20 protein-coding genes and 3 pseudogenes are annotated in these 18,478 nt (G+C 59.5%); 7 read left to right on the top strand and 16 right to left on the bottom strand.

All coding sequences use genetic code 11. The features are described from left to right. Window positions 1–197: 197 nt before the first annotated feature. Window positions 198–573, top strand: a pseudogene (locus tag K6M89_RS30200) (nodulation protein NodZ); the annotation flags it as partial. 140 nt (window positions 574–713) lie between these two features. Here the strand turns inward: K6M89_RS30200 and K6M89_RS30195 are convergent. After that, window positions 714–1,658, bottom strand: a pseudogene (locus K6M89_RS30195) (IS630 family transposase). Window positions 1,659–1,776: 118 nt separating this feature from the next. On the opposite strand from K6M89_RS30195, the gene K6M89_RS30190 reads away from it, so the two are divergent. Further along, window positions 1,777–2,094, top strand: coding sequence for a hypothetical protein (locus K6M89_RS30190; RefSeq protein WP_018247218.1), 318 nt, complete (start codon window positions 1,777–1,779; stop codon window positions 2,092–2,094). A gap of 214 nt (window positions 2,095–2,308) precedes the next feature. Further along, on the top strand, window positions 2,309–2,512 hold the full coding sequence (locus K6M89_RS30185) for a hypothetical protein (RefSeq protein WP_004674430.1): 204 nt from the start codon (window positions 2,309–2,311) through the stop codon (window positions 2,510–2,512). A gap of 274 nt (window positions 2,513–2,786) precedes the next feature. On the opposite strand, the gene K6M89_RS30180 is transcribed toward K6M89_RS30185, so the two are convergent. The 10 genes from K6M89_RS30180 to ccoN all read right to left on the bottom strand — a co-directional run bounded on the left by K6M89_RS30180 (window position 2,787) and on the right by ccoN (window position 11,730). Next, entirely contained in the window at window positions 2,787–3,452 is a 666-nt protein-coding gene (locus K6M89_RS30180) for a Crp/Fnr family transcriptional regulator (protein WP_004674428.1), read from the bottom strand. A gap of 31 nt (window positions 3,453–3,483) precedes the next feature. After that, complete coding sequence (ccoS, locus tag K6M89_RS30175) at window positions 3,484–3,642, bottom strand: cbb3-type cytochrome oxidase assembly protein CcoS (protein WP_004674425.1); 159 nt, start codon at window positions 3,640–3,642, stop codon at window positions 3,484–3,486. After that, window positions 3,639–5,921, bottom strand: a complete 2,283-nt coding sequence (locus K6M89_RS30170; protein WP_004674422.1) for a cation-translocating P-type ATPase — start codon at window positions 5,919–5,921, stop codon at window positions 3,639–3,641. The genes ccoS and K6M89_RS30170 overlap by 4 nt, the downstream gene beginning before the upstream one ends. Beyond that, a complete protein-coding gene (locus K6M89_RS30165; RefSeq protein ID WP_004674419.1) occupies window positions 5,918–6,403 on the bottom strand; it encodes a FixH family protein in 486 nt (161 codons plus the stop codon). Before K6M89_RS30165 ends, K6M89_RS30170 begins: the two co-directional genes overlap by 4 nt. Next, window positions 6,400–7,974 (bottom strand): cytochrome c oxidase accessory protein CcoG, encoded by a 1,575-nt coding sequence (ccoG, locus tag K6M89_RS30160; RefSeq protein ID WP_004674417.1) that lies wholly within the window; start codon window positions 7,972–7,974, stop codon window positions 6,400–6,402. The genes K6M89_RS30165 and ccoG overlap by 4 nt, the downstream gene beginning before the upstream one ends. 167 nt (window positions 7,975–8,141) lie before the next feature. Next, a complete protein-coding gene (locus K6M89_RS31395; RefSeq protein WP_004674416.1) occupies window positions 8,142–8,327 on the bottom strand; it encodes a hypothetical protein in 186 nt (61 codons plus the stop codon). An 11-nt stretch (window positions 8,328–8,338) separates the two neighbouring features. After that, on the bottom strand, window positions 8,339–9,202 hold the full coding sequence (ccoP, locus tag K6M89_RS30155) for a cytochrome-c oxidase, cbb3-type subunit III (protein WP_004674413.1): 864 nt from the start codon (window positions 9,200–9,202) through the stop codon (window positions 8,339–8,341). A 1-nt stretch (window position 9,203) separates the two neighbouring features. Further along, a complete protein-coding gene (locus tag K6M89_RS30150) occupies window positions 9,204–9,356 on the bottom strand; it encodes a cbb3-type cytochrome c oxidase subunit 3 (protein WP_004674411.1) in 153 nt (50 codons plus the stop codon). A gap of 8 nt (window positions 9,357–9,364) precedes the next feature. After that, complete coding sequence (gene ccoO / locus K6M89_RS30145) at window positions 9,365–10,099, bottom strand: cytochrome-c oxidase, cbb3-type subunit II (RefSeq protein WP_004674404.1); 735 nt, start codon at window positions 10,097–10,099, stop codon at window positions 9,365–9,367. Window positions 10,100–10,107: 8 nt separating this feature from the next. After that, on the bottom strand, window positions 10,108–11,730 hold the full coding sequence (gene ccoN / locus K6M89_RS30140) for a cytochrome-c oxidase, cbb3-type subunit I (RefSeq protein ID WP_004674403.1): 1,623 nt from the start codon (window positions 11,728–11,730) through the stop codon (window positions 10,108–10,110). A 241-nt stretch (window positions 11,731–11,971) separates the two neighbouring features. On the opposite strand from ccoN, the pseudogene K6M89_RS30135 reads away from it, so the two are divergent. Both K6M89_RS30135 and K6M89_RS30130 read left to right on the top strand, forming a co-directional pair. Further along, window positions 11,972–12,689: pseudogene (locus tag K6M89_RS30135) on the top strand (cyclic nucleotide-binding domain-containing protein); the annotation flags it as partial. Between the two features lie 306 nt (window positions 12,690–12,995). Then, window positions 12,996–13,439, top strand: a complete 444-nt coding sequence (locus K6M89_RS30130; RefSeq protein ID WP_004674399.1) for a pseudoazurin — start codon at window positions 12,996–12,998, stop codon at window positions 13,437–13,439. Between the two features lie 965 nt (window positions 13,440–14,404). On the opposite strand, the gene hemN is transcribed toward K6M89_RS30130, so the two are convergent. Continuing rightward, window positions 14,405–15,757 carry an oxygen-independent coproporphyrinogen III oxidase gene (hemN, locus tag K6M89_RS30125; protein ID WP_004674397.1) on the bottom strand — a complete coding sequence of 451 codons (1,353 nt, stop codon included), beginning with the start codon at window positions 15,755–15,757 and terminating at the stop codon, window positions 14,405–14,407. A gap of 463 nt (window positions 15,758–16,220) precedes the next feature. Between hemN and K6M89_RS30120 the strand changes: the two genes are divergently transcribed. Continuing rightward, a complete protein-coding gene (locus K6M89_RS30120) occupies window positions 16,221–16,466 on the top strand; it encodes an NAD(P) transhydrogenase subunit alpha (protein ID WP_309506698.1) in 246 nt (81 codons plus the stop codon). A 13-nt stretch (window positions 16,467–16,479) separates the two neighbouring features. Here K6M89_RS30120 and K6M89_RS30115 read toward each other — a convergent pair whose 3' ends face one another. After that, window positions 16,480–16,935, bottom strand: coding sequence for a phasin (locus K6M89_RS30115; RefSeq protein WP_012489581.1), 456 nt, complete (start codon window positions 16,933–16,935; stop codon window positions 16,480–16,482). Window positions 16,936–17,438: 503 nt separating this feature from the next. Between K6M89_RS30115 and K6M89_RS30110 the strand changes: the two genes are divergently transcribed. Next, window positions 17,439–17,648: a hypothetical protein gene (locus tag K6M89_RS30110; protein ID WP_225880317.1), complete on the top strand. Its 210-nt coding sequence runs from the start codon at window positions 17,439–17,441 to the stop codon at window positions 17,646–17,648. 161 nt (window positions 17,649–17,809) lie between these two features. On the opposite strand, the gene fdxB is transcribed toward K6M89_RS30110, so the two are convergent. From fdxB to K6M89_RS30095, 3 genes are all read right to left on the bottom strand, one after another. After that, window positions 17,810–18,127 (bottom strand): ferredoxin III, nif-specific, encoded by a 318-nt coding sequence (fdxB, locus tag K6M89_RS30105; RefSeq protein WP_004677870.1) that lies wholly within the window; start codon window positions 18,125–18,127, stop codon window positions 17,810–17,812. Then, complete coding sequence (locus K6M89_RS30100) at window positions 18,124–18,327, bottom strand: CCE_0567 family metalloprotein (RefSeq protein ID WP_009991124.1); 204 nt, start codon at window positions 18,325–18,327, stop codon at window positions 18,124–18,126. The genes fdxB and K6M89_RS30100 overlap by 4 nt, the downstream gene beginning before the upstream one ends. 24 nt (window positions 18,328–18,351) lie before the next feature. Beyond that, on the bottom strand, window positions 18,352–18,478 hold a 127-nt coding region (locus K6M89_RS30095; protein ID WP_222135247.1), incomplete at its 5' end, for a DUF269 domain-containing protein.

Below are 18,478 nucleotides of genomic sequence, written 5' to 3'. Positions count from 1 at the left end.
AACCGACACGCCTTCATCACCTTGCTTCAGAATGAACGCCTTCTGAGCGTCCGAAAACTGCGACGCTTTCATCGTCTTCTGGTCCCTTTCCCAGCCAGGAAAATGCACCGGAAAACTCTAACCAAAATTGGTCCAGTTTGAAGGGTTCAGATCAATGGGCCGGACTCTAATCCATTCTGGAGGAAATTCTCAGTGGCAGGTCAGTGTGCACTGCCATCGAAAAGGCCAAAGCGATACCGCATCGACGCCCTGTGATGGTTTTCTTGTGTACGGACAGCGCGCAGGTACGGGACCATTTACTCGGTGTATTTCCCGATCAATCACTATCCCGAAATGCTTTCAGGCGGCCCAGGCCGGCCATTACACAGTGCATCGCTCGGAGTGGACGGCGGTATCTCTGCTCTTACAGAGATGTACCTTCTCGCCCGATGCGATACGGTAATTCGCTTTCCGCCGGCCAGCGCCTTCACGCGCTATGCCCGTCTCTTCGTGCCACGTGTTATTGAGTTTGACTTGAAAGATCCGACTCGCTTGATCTTGACTGATGAATCGTCCGAGCATGAGCCGGCTTGATGAACCGGCACTCCGCTGAACAAATTCTCGGCGCCCTCGCAGGATTGAGGAGAGGTGTTCACTGGATCGCGATGTGGGCGCAGCACGCGACGAGACAAGGCGGGGGCGCATCCTCTCCTAGCGTCTAGAGCAAATCCTGTTCAATCCGGATCATATCCAGCAGCCTTGAAGCAATTGGCGCATTCTGCGGGGGTGAAGCGGGGTATCAGGGCGCCAACTGCATCCCAGAGGGCGTCAATCTTTCGCTCTGCCCGACCTCGCAGCATCGCCTTCAGTTTGGAGAAGGCGTTCTCGATCGGATTGAAGTCTGGGCTGTAAGGGGGCAGGAACATGAGCGTGGCGCCGACACGTTCGATGGCGTCGCGTACACCCGCTGTCTTGTGAGCCGGTAGGTTGTCCATGACCACCACGTCGCCGATCTCCAGGGTAGGCCCCAATACCTGTTCGACGTAAGCCAGGAAGACAATTACCGTTCATGGCGCCATCGTAGACAAACGGCGCGGTCATCCCAGTGAGGCGCAACGCTCCGGTAAAGGTCGTTGTTTTCCAATGGCCATGTGGCACGCCAGCTCGGCAACGCTCACCTCGAAGTGCACGTCCGCGTAGCCGTGCCATCTTGGTCGAAAGGCCGGTTTCGTCGATGAAGATCAGCTTTTCTGGATCGAGATCCAGTTGGCCGTCGAACCAGACACGCCGGCGCTTTAGGACATCCGGCCGGTCCTGCTCCAGTGCGTGGGCGGTCTTTTTTCAAAGGTCCATCCGCGGCCTCGAAGCCAAGCGCCAAGTGCGCTGCGGCTGATCTTCACCTGCCGCTCGACGGACAAGCGCTCAACCATCTCATCGAGCGTCACATCCCTACGCTCGTTGATCAACGCGACAACGAATTCCTCGTGTGCATCCACTGCCGAAGGTCGTCTCCAGCCCTGTGGCCGAGCAGTTAACTCACCCTCTTTCGCTCTTGCAATCCAGCGGATCGCCGTCGAAATCCCAACTCCGAAACGAGCCGCAGCCTGTCGAGCCGACATGCCGGCCGCAGACGCTTTCAAAACCCGTATTCGAAGATCATCGCTCAGTGCTTGTCCCATCATCCACCTCTTCTCTGTGGATGTTTGAATCAGCATCGATGGACGCCGTCACATCACAATCGATTCATCGATCGCAGGACTTGCTCTAGCGCGTCCAAAGGCTTGCTGGATCATTGTTGTGAAGGGTAGCTATTGGGCGCCTTCGGTGAGTGGAAACGGCACCGCGCGCTCGACCCGCATCATTGGCATAGCAAGCTCGCACGTCGGCGATTCCGATGGGACGAGGACGTTCGCGCGCCACAGCCTCGTCGGCGCCTTAGCCGACGCCCTGCCTGATGCGAGGGCGTTCGTCGGGCTTGGTCGACAGATTGCCATCAAGCTGATGTTCGTGCTCTATGCGGTCGTGGGCGTGGCCGGAGCCGTTCTTTATTCCCGCATCCCGACACGTCTGGCAAACCGCTCGACCACAGAAGCCGCCGCCGCGCTAGGTCCTTAGCGCGCATCGTCCTTGCAACTCGCAACTCCCTCAGCCTCGACGCATTCGCAGGCGTGATAACGCCGGCTGCGAAAGACAGAAGATGCACTGTTGTAGTCTCCGGCTCCCGCCGCTGCTTGCATGACGGCTTGCGCCAGTCGTTGACAAAACTCAATTGGCCAGCCACCATTCCCGTTGCCCGGCCATTTGTAATGAGTAAGTCTGAGGTGGTGCCATGCCTCGCATGATCAGGTTCATGCTCACGCGTTTGGCGACGGGGTTCGCAATTGGATCCGCCGTGGGCTTCTTCGTTTGGCAAAATGGATTTGCCGCGGCAGGCACGGTTGAGAGTTATCTCGCGCAGGGCCTGTTCATCTACCTCTTCGCAAGCACCATCAGCATGGGTTATCTCGCGACGGCCCTGCTCCTCGAAGAATAACGCCGGACGCTCTCCGTCGCATGTTGGTGCTCGTTGCGCCCGTTCGTCTGCACTTCCCTATTAAGCCCGCCAGTCCGACGGTATCCGCATGTGTCGTCAGCGCCACCGTTGATGCGGACAAGGCCTGAAGCAAGCGATGAAAACAGTCGAGATGACAAGAACAATCCCGATGAGCATGACGTCCTGGTACATTTTGCGCCTGGCCATAACGGAGCAAGCGATCGCCACATTGACGGCGGTCGAATTCCGGCGCGGTTATCGCCCTACCCCGAGGTCAGCACGCCTTCCGCAGCAGGTCGACGCTGTCGACCACGACGACCCTGCCTCTGACTTCGACCCCTGCAGGACCGAGGGCAGCGAAAGCCCGCGAAAGGGCTTCGGGCGCAACCCCCAGTTTGCCGGCCAGAATTCTCTTCCGGTAAGGCAGGCGAAAGGTGGCCTGCGATGCTGAGGCCGGGCAGCGGCTGACGAGGTAATTCGCAACACGCTGTGCAGCCGTGTGCAGCCGGTCTCCCGCTATGCAATCCATGGCACCGAGCAGATGCCGGGCCATGATGCGCATCACGTTGCGACGCATGACGGGGTCCCGGTCGGCAAGCGCCCGCAACTCCACAAGGTCGAACAACGCGACCTCTGCGCCGTCGGCGGACCATGCGCTGTAGGTGTAGGAGCCGCCTCCCGACAGGAGATATTCGCCGAACGTCTCGCCCGGTTCGCAGATGCAGATATCTGCCTGGCGCCCCGCGGATTCCGACTTCGAAAGTCGCACGAAGCCGCGCATCACGCAATAGACGAACGACGCCTGCTGGCCCTCGGCGATAATCCGCTCGTCCGGTGCGAAGATCTGGAACTGAGCCGTGTCGGCCAGTTCTTCTATCCTTGCTTTGTCCAGGCCGTGAAACAGGTCAGATCGCAAAAGTATGGGATGTCTCGATAGCATCGATCTTCCTTTCGTTTCGGCCGTGAGCGGTTCAAGGTCTTTTGCAATCGGTTTCGTCCTCGACGAGGATTCGCCAAGCTGCTCCTTCAAGGTCGTCGTACTGGCGGCTCGTCAGCGACCAGAGGAACGCCAGGAGACCCATTCCCCCCATCAGCAGTGCGATCGGCATCAGATAGATCAGCATGTTCATGTGGTTTCAACTTCCGCACGTCCGCCGGCAAGCGGCTCGCTCCGTAGGCCGGGGCGCCTGCCGAAGGCATTTAATCGCAGCGCATTCGTCACGACGATGATCGACGAAGTCGACATGGCCACCGCCGCTATCAGCGGCGTTGCCAGGCCGGCGATTGCGATCGGTACCGCAAGCACGTTGTAACCGATGGCGAGAGCAAAGTTCTGTCGAATGAGGCTGGCGGATCTTCGCGCAACGGCGATTGCCTCAGGAACGGCATCGAGACGATCGTTGAAGAAGATAAGGTCGGCAGCTTGCCTGCCGACGTCGGATGCGGTTGCGGGCGCCATCGAGACCTGCGCGGCGGCCAGCGCCGGTGCGTCGTTGATCCCGTCGCCGACCATGAGCACACGATAGCCCTCGGCGCCCAGCCTCTGGAGTTCCTCGACCTTCTGTTTCGGCGCCAGGTCGCCCAGAGCTTTGCCGATACCGAGAGCCCGCGCTGTGTTGTCGACGACGGCCTGCCTGTCGCCGGATACTATCAGCGTTTCGATACCGGCTGCAGCGAGCTGGCGGAAAGCCTCGGCGGCGCCCGGACGAAGCGTGTCGTCAAACAGGAAACGGGCGAGATCGACGCCGTTTTTCGACAGGACCACCTCCGAAAACGGAGTATCGCCCGCGGGCGTGAGCCCGGTTCCGCAGGCAAAGGCCCGGTTGCCGAGCCGATAGAAGTCCGCTCCTTTCCAGGCTTCCAGCCCCCCGCCGGCGATTTCCGTGACCCTGTCGAAGGCGAAGGGGTAAGAGATGTCTATGTCCCGCACCAGACCCTGGGAAAGCGGATGCCGTGAATGCGCCGCCATTGCGCAAACGATGGCGCTATTGCCCGCGATCGCGTCGCTTCGGACGAGGCGGGGCCGGCCCATCGTCAGGGTGCCGGTCTTGTCGAAGGCCACCATGTCCGCGTCGGCCAGTCTTTCGAGCGCCGAACCGTCCTTCACCACGATGCCCCTGCGGAAAAGTTCGCCGGCGGCGACCACCTGGACCACCGGTACAGCAAGGCCCAATGCGCAGGGGCATGTGATGATCAGCACCGCGACCGCGACCAGCATGGCCTGTTTCCAATCGCCCCCAAGCAAGCCCCAGGCGAGAAAGGAAGCCAGCGCCAACAGGTGCACGGCGGGAGAATAAAGTGCTGCGGCGCGATCGGCGACCCGGCGATAACGAGCCCTGCCGCCCTCGGCCGCTTCCATCAGGCCGATGATCTCGGAAAGAAGCGAATCCCTTGCCACTTTGGTCGCCCGCAGGACGAGCGAACCGGTCAGGTTCATCGCACCCGAATTCAGCGCGCTGCCTGCGGCGACGGCGACCGTGCTGCTTTCACCGGTGACGATGGAGAGGTCAACATCGCTCTCGCCGCTGACGATCATGCCATCGACGGGAATGCGTCGGCCGGCGGCAATCGCGATGTTATCCCCGACGGCGATCTCTTCGACCGGGATGTAGTGCCGCGACCCGTCCGGCATCATCAGCTGCGCCCCGCGCGGCGCCAGTCTGGCAAGCCCGTTGATCGCGGCGCGGGCTTTTTCCCGCATTACATGATCGAGGGTTCTGCCGATCAGCAGGAAGAACAGCAGAGACACCGACGCGTCGAACCAGGCATGTTCGCCATGGTGCATGGTTTCCCATAGGGAGACCGCATAGGACAGCGTCACTGCAAGCGAGATCGGAACATCCATGTTGGTGCGCCTACGCTTGAGCCCGCTCCAGGCCGATTTGAAGAAGAAGCGTCCACCATAAATCAGCGCCGGCGCCGCGATCATCGCCGAGATCCAGTGAAACATGTCGCGCGTGGCCGCATCGGCGCCCGACCATACCGACACCGAGAGCATCATGATGTTGGCGGCCGCAAAGCCGGAAACTCCAATCGCCAGCAGTAGCTGGTTCCGGATCCTGTCGGTTTCGGGTGCTGTCGACGTGATGAGATGGGCGCGGTATCCGGCCAAGGTGATCGCGGCGAGGATTTCGGAGGGATCGGTCGCCTTCGCCTCGATCTCTTCCTGATAGACGCAGGTGACACGCCGGGCGGTGAGATTGACCCGGGCTTTCCTGACGAACGCAAGCGCCGACAGCGCTTTTTCGAGGGTCAATATGCAGCCGCCACAGTGGACGTCGGGTACGCTGAGGTCGATCTGGCGTAACCCTGCCCCGAGCGGGTGGCTTGCAAGGCATACCTCCTCGGCGCTGGCGGATGTCGCGCTGAGGCCGAGAACGCTTTCCGCATCCATCGAGCAGCAGGTCATTGGCGGAACTCCGCGGTGTCGAAGCGTTTGGCCTCATGCATGACGACCGCCCCGTTCATTCTCGATATGGCCTCGACGATCCAGTCGCCGGCGACAACCTGGTGATCGGCTTCGAACCGCCCTTCGCCCGTCTTCCGGAGCGTCACGCGGAAATCCTCATGATCGCCGACGGGCCGTTTGAAGTTCAGCGTGACATCATCGATGATCGCAGGCGTGCCGGCCTTGTCGTGGATGTCGTAACGGATTTGGATGCCCTTAACGACGAGCGCGCCCTCGACGCCGGAGGCGGCCATTGCCTTCATCGCTGCCGCCCTGGTGTTGAATTCCTGGCTGGCCACATAGGTGTTTTCCACGACGATGCCACTCCAGCTGGACGCAGCATAGAAGGCCATGGTGGCGTTTACGGCGATCACTACGGCGAAGAATGCCGAGGTGGCAAGCAGCACGTGCAAGCCGGTAAAGCCCTGAGTAGAAGTCTTCATTTCACGTCTCCCGGCGCGTTGAACGCGGCGCGATAGCTCGCCCGGTCGGCTTGACCTGCGTCTTGACCTATATCTTCGATGACGAAGAGGAATTCGTTGATCTCTGCCCCGTCTGGGGCGCGCGTGACGAAGACCTTGAGCGTCGTGGCCGCGTCGGGTTCGACGTGAGCGGTGAAGCTGCGGGCATCCTGCCTGCCGAACTCGGGAATGCGCATTGTGCCCCCCTCCAGCCCGACGAGGGTGATGGTCACGTCCCGCGGCTTCGGCACCATGTTGAGGACATGCAGCGTGTAGCCGTTTCGGATGGAGCCGTCGCTTTCCAGAACATATTGAGGGTTCCGGTCGTGGATAACGTTGAGCCTGAGCCGATCGCGTAAGGCGAGATGGACGACCATGGCGACGCCGATCGATGCCCAGACGACACCGTAGAAGACAATTCTTCGGCGGAAGATGATGCGCCAGTCGAAATTCCGGACAGCTGGCATGAAGCTTCCGTCGTCGTTTCGGACATTGGAGGGCTGGATGGCTGTCCGTCCTCCGTCAGTAGCAAGCGACATGTTGCTCGAATATTCCTTGAGCGTCGCATAGGCGATCAGGCCGTGTGGCTTCCCGAGCTTGTCCATGACGCCGCCACAGGCGTCGATGCAGAGGGCGCATGTGATGCATTCCATCTGCTGGCCGTCGCGGATGTCGATCCCCATCGGGCAGACGGCGACGCAGGCATTGCAGTCCACGCAATCGCCCACCGGCAGACCCTGAGCCTTCTTGCCATGGCGCGACCGCTGCTCGCCCCGCCAGTCGTTGTAGGTGACAACAAGCGAATTCTCATCCAGCATCGCGCCCTGAATGCGCGGCCACGGACACATATAGGTGCATGTCTGTTCGCGCATGAGGCCGCCAAGCACATAGGTCGTCGCGGTCAGGGTGGCGATCGTGGCATACGCAGCGGCAGGAGCGCTGCCGTCAAACAGTGAAGCCGCCAGGCTCGGCGCGTCGGCAAAATAGAAGATCCATGCTCCGCCCGTGGCGACGGCGATCAGCAACCAGATCGCGTGCTTGATCACCCGCTTCCTGAGCTTGTCGAAAGTGAAGGGGTCGGCATCGAGCTTCATCCGAGCGTTTCGGTCGCCTTCGACGGCGCGTTCGACGACGATAAAGAGATCGACCCAGACGGTCTGCGGACAGGCATAGCCACACCAGGCGCGGCCGACAGCGGCGGTGAGGAGAAAGAGGCCGAAGCCCGCCATGACGAGCAGGCCCGCCACATAGTAGAATTCCTGCGGCCAGATCTCGATGAAGAAAAAGAAGAAGCGCCGCGAGGCGAGGTCGACGAGGATTGCCTGATTGGGCGCATAGGGACCGCGGTCCCAGCGAATCCACGGCGCGAGGTAATATGTGCCAAGCGTGAGCAGCATCAAGACCCATTTGAACCGGCGAAAGGGCCCTTCGGCTCGTTTCGGAAAGATCTTCTTGCGCGGCGCATAGAGAGACTGGCGGTTGCGCCGGGCGTTGACGGGTTCGACGCGAACGTGGTCAATGTCATTTAGATTAGGGCGGGTATAGAGATTCATAGGACCTGTCCGATTTTCACCACTCTTTTCCCAGCCGTGGCGGATCCGTTCCTTGATGCAGATCAAGAACGACCGTGCAGAAGCGAAAAGGCCACGCCCCAGAGTAAGGGCGTGGCCGGAGGACAGCGGCGGAGAAACCGCTGGGACGTCCTCCACAGGAGCTGAAACTATCGGCTCGTCTGCTTGTGGTCTTTGAGGCAGATCAAACTCACCATCGAATTGCCGATTTTTGCCGGGTCGTCCTGCTCCGAAGACGCAGGCATCTGTTGGGCGCGGGCTGAGACACGCGATCGGATAACAGCACGCGGCGCGCCGTAGAGAGGGAGGATCGGATTGCGGTCGTGGGCTGTCATGTCTTTTCTCCTTACGTGCCGCCGCCGAGCGCATGAACGAAAATAGTAAGCTCGTTTACCGTTGTGTCCCCCAGGCGCGCTGCCCAGGCAGGCATTACGCCATGTTTGGGAGAGGCAACCTGACGAAGGATGGCGTCTTCACCCCGCGACTTCAGCCAGATTGCGTCGGCGAGATCCGGCGCACCCATTTCCACCTTTCCTTTGGCGTCCTCGCCGTGACATGGGGCGCAATTGTCGAAGAAAACCTGTTTTCCGGCCGCCGCCAGACCGACATCCGAGGGCGTATTGGTCAGCCCCCAGACAAAGGCGGCGACCTGCTTCATCTGGATGGGCTCCAGAACACCGGCAAAGGGCGGCATTTCGGAGGAATGGCTATCCGTATCGCCGTCGAAGCGGATGCCATGAGAGATCGTGGCCTGGATGGCATTCAGATCCCCGCCCCACAGCCAGTCGTCGTCGTTGAGATTCGGAAACCCCGGACCGCCGCTCGCTCCCGATCCATGGCAGGGCGCGCAGTTCACCTTGAAAGCGGATGCGCCGCCAGCGATCGCGAATTTACGAAGAGCAGGATCCGCGTCGATCTCCTCCACTGTCTTGGCAGCGATCAGGTCATGGAACTCCGTCTGCGATGACTTAGCGAGATTGAGGTCCTGCTGCAGCTCGGCGCGCGTTGAATAACCGAGATAGCCGTTAGTGGCGGAAGTGATCATCGGGATGGCCGGGTAAGCGATGGCGTAGCCGATCGCCCAGAGGATCGTCACGTAGAAGGTCCAGATCCACCAGCGCGGCATGGGATTGTTGAGCTCTTGGATGCCGTCCCATTCATGACCCGTCGTTTCGACGCCGCTCAGTTCATCGATATGCTTTTGCGACATCTCAATCGTCCTTCAAGGGAATATCGGCGGCATCTTTGGCCGTCTGCTTGCTACCTGGGCGAAGGGTGAGCATGACCGCGCCGACGAAGAATGCGGCCATTGCCAGGAGGCCCCAGCTGTCGGAGAAGTGTCTCATTGCAGTGTAAGTTTCCATGGATCACCTCACCGGTAGCCGGTCGCGTCGTCATAGGTCGAGAAATTAACCAGCGTTCCGAGCATCTGCAGGTAGGACACCAGCGCGTCCATCTCGGTCAGCCGGGTTGGATCGCCGTCGAGATCGCCGACATTCGCATTTGGGTAGCGCTTGAGTAGAGCCGCCGTGTCCGCGTTCGGATCGGCCTGGGCTCTCATGTCGGCCTCGGCATTCGCCAGCATGTCGTCGCTGTAAGGCACGCCCACGTCCTCATTGGCCTTGAGGTCCTCTCCGATACTCCTGACCGTCACCTCCTTCTCTTCGAGGAAGGCGTAGCTCGGCATGATTGATTCCGGCACCACGGCCCGCGGATTTGCGAGATGCTGGACGTGCCATTCGTTCGAGTAACGCCCCCCGACGCGGGCCAGATCGGGCCCTGTCCGCTTGGATCCCCATTGGAACGGGTGGTCGTACATCGATTCCGCGGCGAGCGAATAATGGCCGTAACGTTCGACCTCATCACGGAACGGCCGGATCATCTGGCTGTGGCAGAGATAGCAGCCTTCACGGATGTAGATGTTCCGTCCGGCGAGCTCTAGCGGCGTGTAGGGCCGCATGCCTTCCACTTTTTCGATCGTGTTCTGCAGGTAGAACAGCGGTGCGATTTCAACGATGCCGCCAATGCTGACGACCAGCAGCGAGCCGACCAGAAGAAGCGTCGCGTTCTTCTCGAGGGTCTTATGTTTATCAAGTAACGATGCCATGTCTCACCTCACTCGGCAGGCTGTGCCTGGGGCACCAAACTGGTCGGGATTGGCGCTTCGTCGCGCAGGTGGCCGCGGATCGTCATGAACACGTTCCAGGCCATGACGAGGCCACCCGCTAGGTAGAGTGCTCCGCCGACGGCACGCAGCACGTAATAGGGGATCATCGCCGCGACCGTTTCAGCGAAGGAATAGACGAGGAAGCCCTGGGAATTGTATTCTCGCCACATCAGCCCCTGCTGGATGCCCGCGACCCAGAGCACCGCGGCGTAGATCACGATCCCGAGCGTCGCGAGCCAGAAGTGCCAGTTGACCATCCGCAGGCTGTAGAGGCGCTCGCGCCCCCACAGTTTCGGCGTCAGGTAGTATATCGCCCCGAAGGTGATCATACCCACCCAGCCAAGTGCTCCGGAATGCACGTGACCGATCGTCCATTCGGTATAGTGGCTGAGCGAATTGACAGCCTTTATCGACATCATCGGGCCTTCGAAGGTCGACATCCCATAAAATGCGATGGCGACGATCATCATCCGGATGATCGGGTCGGTGCGAATTTTGTCCCAGGCGCCCGAAAGGGTCATCAAACCGTTGATCATGCCGCCCCAGGAGGGCATCCAGAGCATGACGGAGAAGACCATTCCGAGCGTCTGCGCCCAGTCAGGCAGCGCCGTGTAATGCAGATGATGCGGGCCGGCCCAGATATACATGAAGATCAGGGCCCAGAAGTGGATGATCGACAGCCGGTAGGAATAAACCGGCCGGTTGGCCTGCTTCGGCACAAAATAGTACATCATCCCCAGGAAGCCGGCGGTGAGGAAGAAGCCGACGGCGTTGTGGCCGTACCACCATTGGGTGAGTGCATCCTGGACGCCGGAGAAGAGAGAATAGCTCTTGGAGCCGAGGAACGACGCCGGAACAGCGAGGTTGTTGACCACATGCAGCATCGCAATGGTGACTATGAAGCTGAGATAGAACCAGTTTGCCACGTAGATATGCGGCTCTTTGCGCTTCAGGATCGTTCCGAGATAGACGGCCAGATAGGCGACCCAGACGATGGTAAGCCACAGGTCGACGTACCATTCGGGCTCGGCATATTCGCGCGACTGATTGATGCCGATCACGTAGCCGGTCGCAGCCATCACGATGAACAGCTGGTAGCCCCAGAAGACGAACCAGGCGAGTGTTCCTCCGAAGAGACGCGCGCGACAGGTGCGTTGCACCACATAGAAGGATGTCATGATCAGCGCGTTGCCGCCGAAGGCGAAGATCACCGCCGATGTGTGAACCGGCCGCAATCTTCCGAAATTCCAATAGGGCGCGATGTTGAGGTCGGGAAAGGCGAGCTGCAGCGCGATGATCACGCCGACGAGGAAGCCGACGACGCCCCAGAACACCGTAGCGATCAGGCCGTAGCGGATTACCTCGTCGCAATAGCCCGTAAGCTCTGTTTTGCGCTGTTGGCCCGTCGGCGAAAACTCTGCGTTTCTGACAAGCAGCAGCGTTCCCGCAACCAGGCAGAGGCAAAGTATACCCATATGGACTGCAAACAGATGATCGTGCGCGAATGCGGCCGCGAGCAGCGCCAGAAACGCTGCGACCGCGATCACCATCGTTTCTGTCGTGTAATTCATGATGTCGTCTCCAGTGCGCAGACGACCGCCTCGCGGCCGGCTTTCTCGGATTTCGAGGCAGGACTGTCACGAAGACGGGAACGGCTCCTTGATCTACATCAACAAGCGGACTGGAAGCGGTGGACGAACCGACGTTGTTACACTCTGTTGCAAACTTCCCCCTTTGGCACCGCCCGCTTACTCCCGTGTGACGCAGCTGCTTTCTACCGCACCCACTGCCACAAGGGGCGATGAAGATGCTGTGCAGAACAACCACGCGTTCGACAATGGCGCGAAGGGGCGCGAAGCCATACATGCCGGCCAATCCCTCTCTTCGCTGTTCGTAGGCTCGGCGGCCGAGGCCGTCGCAGCCGGTAAGGCGATTTGGTGGGAGGGTGATAAGCAACCATCTTGTCCAGGTGGAAGAAGGTGTCGTGCGCCTGCTTCGTATCATCGGCGAAAGATCGTCGGGTGATAATCGCTCTTCAATTCGCCGGCGATCTCAACGGCGCGTCGCTGCAAAACGATTTCCTATTTACGGCTGAGGCCGTCACGAAATGCAAGATCCGCCGGATATCGCACATGAGTTTCCACGGGGAAGTCGCTCGGTCTAATGCGCTCGCTCGACCTAGCTCTCGTTGCTCTGGCAGGAGGCGGCCGCTTCGCATGAACAGATGGTGCTGTTGCCGAAGAAGAACGCCGAGGAGCGCCCCTGCAGCTTCATCGTGAAGCTTGCATTCCGGCGCAACCCGCGTCCGCCAAGGTCCGTTGCGCGTTTCCATGAATCGTCAAGACATTGCGGATCATCTCGGCCTGACCATTGAGACCCTGGCCCACACCGTTACGAAACTTGCGTCGCGCAACATCGTTATTCCCGAGGGCAGGCACGACCTGCGGAACGTCAATCTTGCCCGCTGGTACGGTTATCGGGCGACACTGATGATTTTTCCGAGGATTTCTGTCAGAGGGTAAACCTCAACACACGCGACAAGCCGCGGGATCGACATTCATGCCCTCCGCGAACTTCTCGACGCGATATGAGCTCAGTCACGGCAATCCTAAGCTGTTCAGCAGCGCCGACGTTCGCCGAGCGTGCTTGTCCTTCGGTGATTCCTACATCGCTTGCAGGCTGCCATGTCCCTCGCAAGGGCGCTGGGCAAGCAGGCAAAAATTGGGACCTTCTGCCTTTTTTCCCCGAATTTGACGGGCGTCAAAGAGCCCAATTCCGGCATCTGCTAAGACACATTCATGAGGCTGATTGGGTCTCGCAGAAAAGGAGCTTGCAAATGCGGTTAAAATTCGGTCTGATCGCTGCAGCGGCAGCCTTGATTGTTTCGGCAGCGCCGTTGATGGCGGCCGACCACCAGGTTCGGATGCTCAACAAAGGCACGGAAGGCGCGATGGTGTTCGAGCCTGGCTTCCTGAAGATCGCCCCCGGCGACACCGTCACCTTCATCCCCACCGACAAGGGCCACAACGTCGAAACCTTCAAAGGCCTCATTCCGGATGGCGTTGCCGACTTCAAGTCAAAGCCGAATGAGCTATATCGCGCGAAATTCGATGTTCCAGGCGTCTATGTCCTGAAATGCACCCCACATTCCGGCATGGGCATGGTTGCCCTGATCCAGGTGGGTGACAGTCCGCCCAATCTCGAAGCGATCAAGACTGCAAAGGTGCCGAACATGGTGCGCAAGCGGCTCGATGCCGACCTCACAAACATCACCCAGTGAGACACAGCAGGTGCGGATGACCGCGCAGCCCATGACGATGGCTTTCGTGGCAGCTGTTTGCCTCGCCAGGAGCAGCTGATGCTCAGTGAGCATCGAGCAGAGCCAGGCGCTGTCAGGCAAGACGTCCAAGGCAGTGGTCGGACACGGTTGTCGGCAAAGCCGATGCCGAAACCTGGTGGGACCGTCGAGAAAGTGAATGTGGCCTGTGAAAAGAGCTATGATCTGCACGGCAGACCTGTGAAGGAACGCGTGGGCAAGATCACTAGCCCGGCGGCAATCTCGCTGACGACGAATATAACGAGGTCGTTTTTTTGCGCGGCAGTCGCGAAGGAGATGCCAGCCAAAACCCGGGGTCTCGTTCTGGTTACCCAAGAATTGCACGGAAGGCGCCGTCGAACGTTTGATCGAAATCCCCGCGGCAGGCAAGTCCTACAACTAGGAGACCCCTGCCTCGTCCTTCGACGTGCTCGAACAACCGCGTTCGTGAGAGGGCGAGAGCCGTCGATCATGTGGCGCTCGGTAGCTCACCTCGCGAAAAGGCTCCTTCAGGCGCCTGCGCGGCCGCCATAATCGCGATGGGCACAACTCTGCGGACCGGCGCTTGCCCACGCCACCTTAAAGGTTCGACGTCAGTCGCCAACGATACCCTGGGCCGGGGCCTGCCGAGATCGAGCTGTATTTGAATGAGCCGAAAAGCTCGACGATAACGACCTCGACGTCCAGGCGGTGATACGGGCGCCCATCTACTTGTGACAGGGCGGCCCGATGACCGTATTTGTGAGTGCGCCCGCCCTGCTTCACACGAACTTGCGACGTCGATCCTCCTCGACGTGCCGTTGTCGACGGGACTCCTGGGAAGATAACTGCAGGGTCCTCGATCGAGAAACGGGAACTCGATGTCTTCTCGCGCGGCCTTTGATGCGTTTCGTGTCGCCGGAACCGATGCACACTTCCGGCGACAAGTACTAGGCTGCCTTGCTGTGCGTGTGCCCGTGCGAGCTAAAATAGGCGTCGAATGCCGCCGCGACTGCACGGACCATGAAGCGCGCCTCCTCGCATACGACAATCCGCTCACCGCTGATCGTCACGACGCCGTCGGCCATGAGCTCGCCGAGACGGTCGTTGCGCTCGACAAGGAAGCCGGTGTCGAAACCCGATCCGCTGCTCAACTGGCCGAGATCGGCTTCGAAATCGCACATCAGCCTCTCGATGACCCTCGCCCGAAGCTTGTCCTCCTCGCTGAGAAGATATCCCTTGGCGGTCGGCAGCACCCCGAAGGCAATTCGCTCGGCATAGAGGCCGAGAGGCACGTGGTTCTGCATATAGCCGGCCGGCAGCCGCCCGATCGCAGATGCGCCGAGGCCGATCAGGCTATCGCAATCATCCGTGGTATAGCCCTGGAAGTTTCTCCTCAGCGTTCTGTTGCGCGCGGCGAGCGCCAACTGATCGTTCGGCAGTGCAAAATGATCGAGCCCAATGCGCAGATATCCGGCCTTCTGGAGCTCCTCGGCGATCACTTCCGCCTGCTCGTTCCGCTGTTTTGCGTCCGGCAGCGATGCTTCGTCGATCAGGCGCTGATGTTTCTTAAAAGCGGGTATGTGAGCGTAACCGAAAACGGCGAAACGTTCGGGACGCAGTTCTGCAGCCAGCCGGACCGTCTCGATGCAAGATTGGACAGTCTGTTTCGGAAGGCCATAAATTAGGTCGAAGTTGATGCTGCTGACGCCTGCTGAGCGCAACCCGGCGACCGCCCTTTCCGTCTGCTCAAAGGATTGCAGCCGCTTGATACCGGCCTGCACGATCGGATCGTAGCTCTGGACGCCGAGGCTTGCGCGGTCGACGCCGTTTTCGGCGAGCGCATCGATCATGGGGGCGACCAATGTGCGAGGGTCGATCTCGACTGCGACGCCGGCTTTCGCTTCAAACGTGAAGGCACTCCTGAGCTTTGCCATTAGAGCCGAAAATTCCTGCGGCTTCATGACCGACGGCGTGCCGCCGCCGAAATGCACGTACTTGACGGGCACGTCGTTTCCGGCCGCAAAAGAGACGAGCTCGATCTCTTCCTTCATCACGTCGAGATAGTCGGCGACCGGAGCGTCTTGCCGGGTGATGGTCGTGTGGCAGCCGCAGTACCAGCATATCGAACGGCAGAACGGGACGTGGAGATAAACCGAAACCGGGCCAGCCGCGGCGATATGGGCGAGATTGCCGGCATATTCATCCGGCCCCACGGCTGCAGAAAAAGCCGCCGCCGTCGGGTAACTCGTATAACGCGGAATCCGCGCATCGCCGTATTTGGCGATCAGATCATCAGACATTTTCGCATCCCTTTTCAAAACAGGATGCTTTATGACCTCCGGCCGCGCCGGCTTCCTTGTCCCAAATCAATGATGACGTCTCAGGCCAGAATCAGCCGGATCTTTGTCCGCTGTGAAAGTCAGCACTTTCGAACCCGCCTAACATCTCGTTCTGACATGGGTCGAGCCGCGGTCCCGGCTGTTCGAAGAGACGTGCCACAAGGAAATGAGCAAGAATGACTGATACGCAAAACGGGTGAAACAAATTGGTGTCCGCGTGCTGTCGCCGGTCGAGCCATCCCACGGTTTCGGCTCGCTCCATGCGCTGGCCCCCGGCGATAGTTTGTTGATCGCCAGTGGAACTGGTGCCGGCCTAACGGCGGGAATCTCGAGCGAAGCCTACCGAAACGCGGAAGTCGTGGTCGTTTTCCAATTCCACAGGCCCTCGCCGCGGCCGCCGACGTGATCGTCAAGGTGCGCCTCGATCAATGAGGTCGCCCTGCTGTCGCCTGAAAAGACGCTAATCGCTTTCTTCTATCCCGCAGCCAACAATGAGTTGCTCAAGCGGGCTCTGCATTCGGGCGCGAATATAAGCGCCATAGACATGGTCCCGCGCATCAGCCGTGCACAGAAGATGAATGGGAAAGATCGGGGTTACCGGGCGGTCATCGAAGCGAGTGCGAACTTCAGGTGTTTCTTCACCGGGCAGATCACCGCGCGGTATTTCTAGGGTCTCCTCAGTTTTACGTCGCCTTGAGGTCCGTCAGCACCTTGTCAAAAGCATCCTTGACCGGCTTTGAGATTTCCTCCACCGCCCTGCTTGAGAGCACCCGGACTTCCTTGGCGTGCTGCAAACTTGTCTCAACGCGCTTGCGGAAAAAGGTCGACTGCTGTTCGAGGATCTGCGACGGCGAATTCGCGCCCAGCAAAGCTTGCAAATGTGAGAAGCTGGCCTCGGCGTCGGCCTGCAGTGCAGCGATCGTCTTCCACCACAATTCGTTGCCGAATAGACTTGTCGTTTCGAGGATCGGAGGCAGCATTTTCTGTGTCGCTTCAGCGCCGGACGCAAGTTTCAAAAGAGCCTCTGTCACCTTCTTGTTCCCCTTTTCAACAGATGCGCCGAACTGATCTGGCACCTTGAGCGACGATGACCCCGGGTTTTCGATCGTTTCAAAGGATCTTTCGGAAATCTTGGTCATTGCATTTTCCTTCTCTTTGAGTTGGTTGCAAGCTGTGACATCGGGATTGACCCTTCCGCCGGCGGATGCATGGCCGCTTGGTAGAACGCGGATCCGATGACGAACGGTCAGGTGGCCTCCGTTCCGTTCGTTTCATGAACCGGCATCATGCAGACTGCTTTCTGCCGCTTGTAACCAGGGATCAGCAAACACCATGCCAACTGCTCCGACGCGCCAAGAAGATGATTTTCTTTTATCAATGGGCGGGTTGAGGGCAGGTTGATGTGTATTTGACGGAGAGACCGGCGAACAAAACGTTCCAATCACGACAAACCTGACAAAAGTGGCGGATGCCCGACATTTGCGAGAAATGTCGACGGTTGCGCTGGGGACAAGGGAATTAGCATGTAATTCAACCGCGCTCAGGATCGTCCTGTGTCGGATCGTATTGAGCCTGCGGGGTGGAAAGTGGCGTTGCGGTCCTCGCCGCAAGTGCCTCCGTCAGCTGCGCACTGGTGCTTACCTTGACGGTCAGCTTGCGCGAGACATTGCGTGCAATTGCAGTGCCTTCTTTGCACCGGCCGCCATTGATTAGAACCGCCGCATCCGCGGATCAGGCATGGGACACGAACGGCACGATCTGTGGCGATCCAATCGCGGGGCATCTGCCTTGGCAACCGGATAAGTTCATCGCCGAGGGCGACGAGACAGCGATCGCCACTTCGCGCTTTTAAAAAAGTCCTATTGAAAGAAGCGACGAACTAGCCACCATCGCAGCGCTAACTTTGTGGATGGAATGCCACACGAAGTAACTACGTTCGTTCGTTTGCGCAGACGACGAGCAGCAGGAGACAACAAACGATCTGAAGGTAACAGCGTTGACTTGTTCGCGAGATCACGCAGTAACCTTGTCTGCCGCGACATGGGTCTGACAGTTCTTCGGGCAGACGCGCGCGCAGGCGCCGCAACCAATGCAGCGGCCGGCCTCATCGACAACCATGATCATACGATTGAGCTCGCCATCGAAGTCTTCCTCCTCGTCGTCGCAGATGCCGAGGATTTCACCCGCTTCACCGACGCCATAGAGGTGCATGACTTCGCGAGAGCAGGCTTTGAAGCATCGGCCACAGCCGATGCAGGTTGTAGCATCGATGCAGGTCAGGTACTCCGGCACCCAGCTGGAGCCGTCGCGCGTGACGAAAGGGCCAGTCATCGTGAATTCTCCAATGCAGCGAGCTCTTCCTTCGCAGCGTTCAACTCGGCGAAGGCGTCGAACGTCTCTCCTGCAATGGTCTTGATTCTAGCCCAATTAATCGGAAGGTCCTCGGCAAGATCGTGCAACTCCATCTTCGCAGCGGCGGCGCGGGACTGCAGCTTGCGGACCTTCTTCAGCTGCTCCACAATGTCTGACATGATCTCTTTCCTCGAAAATTGATTTCATGATGCCCGCGCCACGTCGGGATAGGTTTCGATAACTTCAATAGCGTCATCGACCATTTTCGTGCCGGTCTCGGCGAGCTTGCCTAGCGTCTCAAAGCCGAACCGGTGGACATCGCGCAGGGTC

This window comes from Rhizobium croatiense (genome assembly GCF_019793465.1).
GTDB classification, from domain to species: Bacteria; Pseudomonadota; Alphaproteobacteria; order Rhizobiales; family Rhizobiaceae; genus Rhizobium; species Rhizobium croatiense.
Note: the sequence above shows the minus strand (reverse complement) of the source record. Positions and strands in the feature narration are given on the sequence as shown.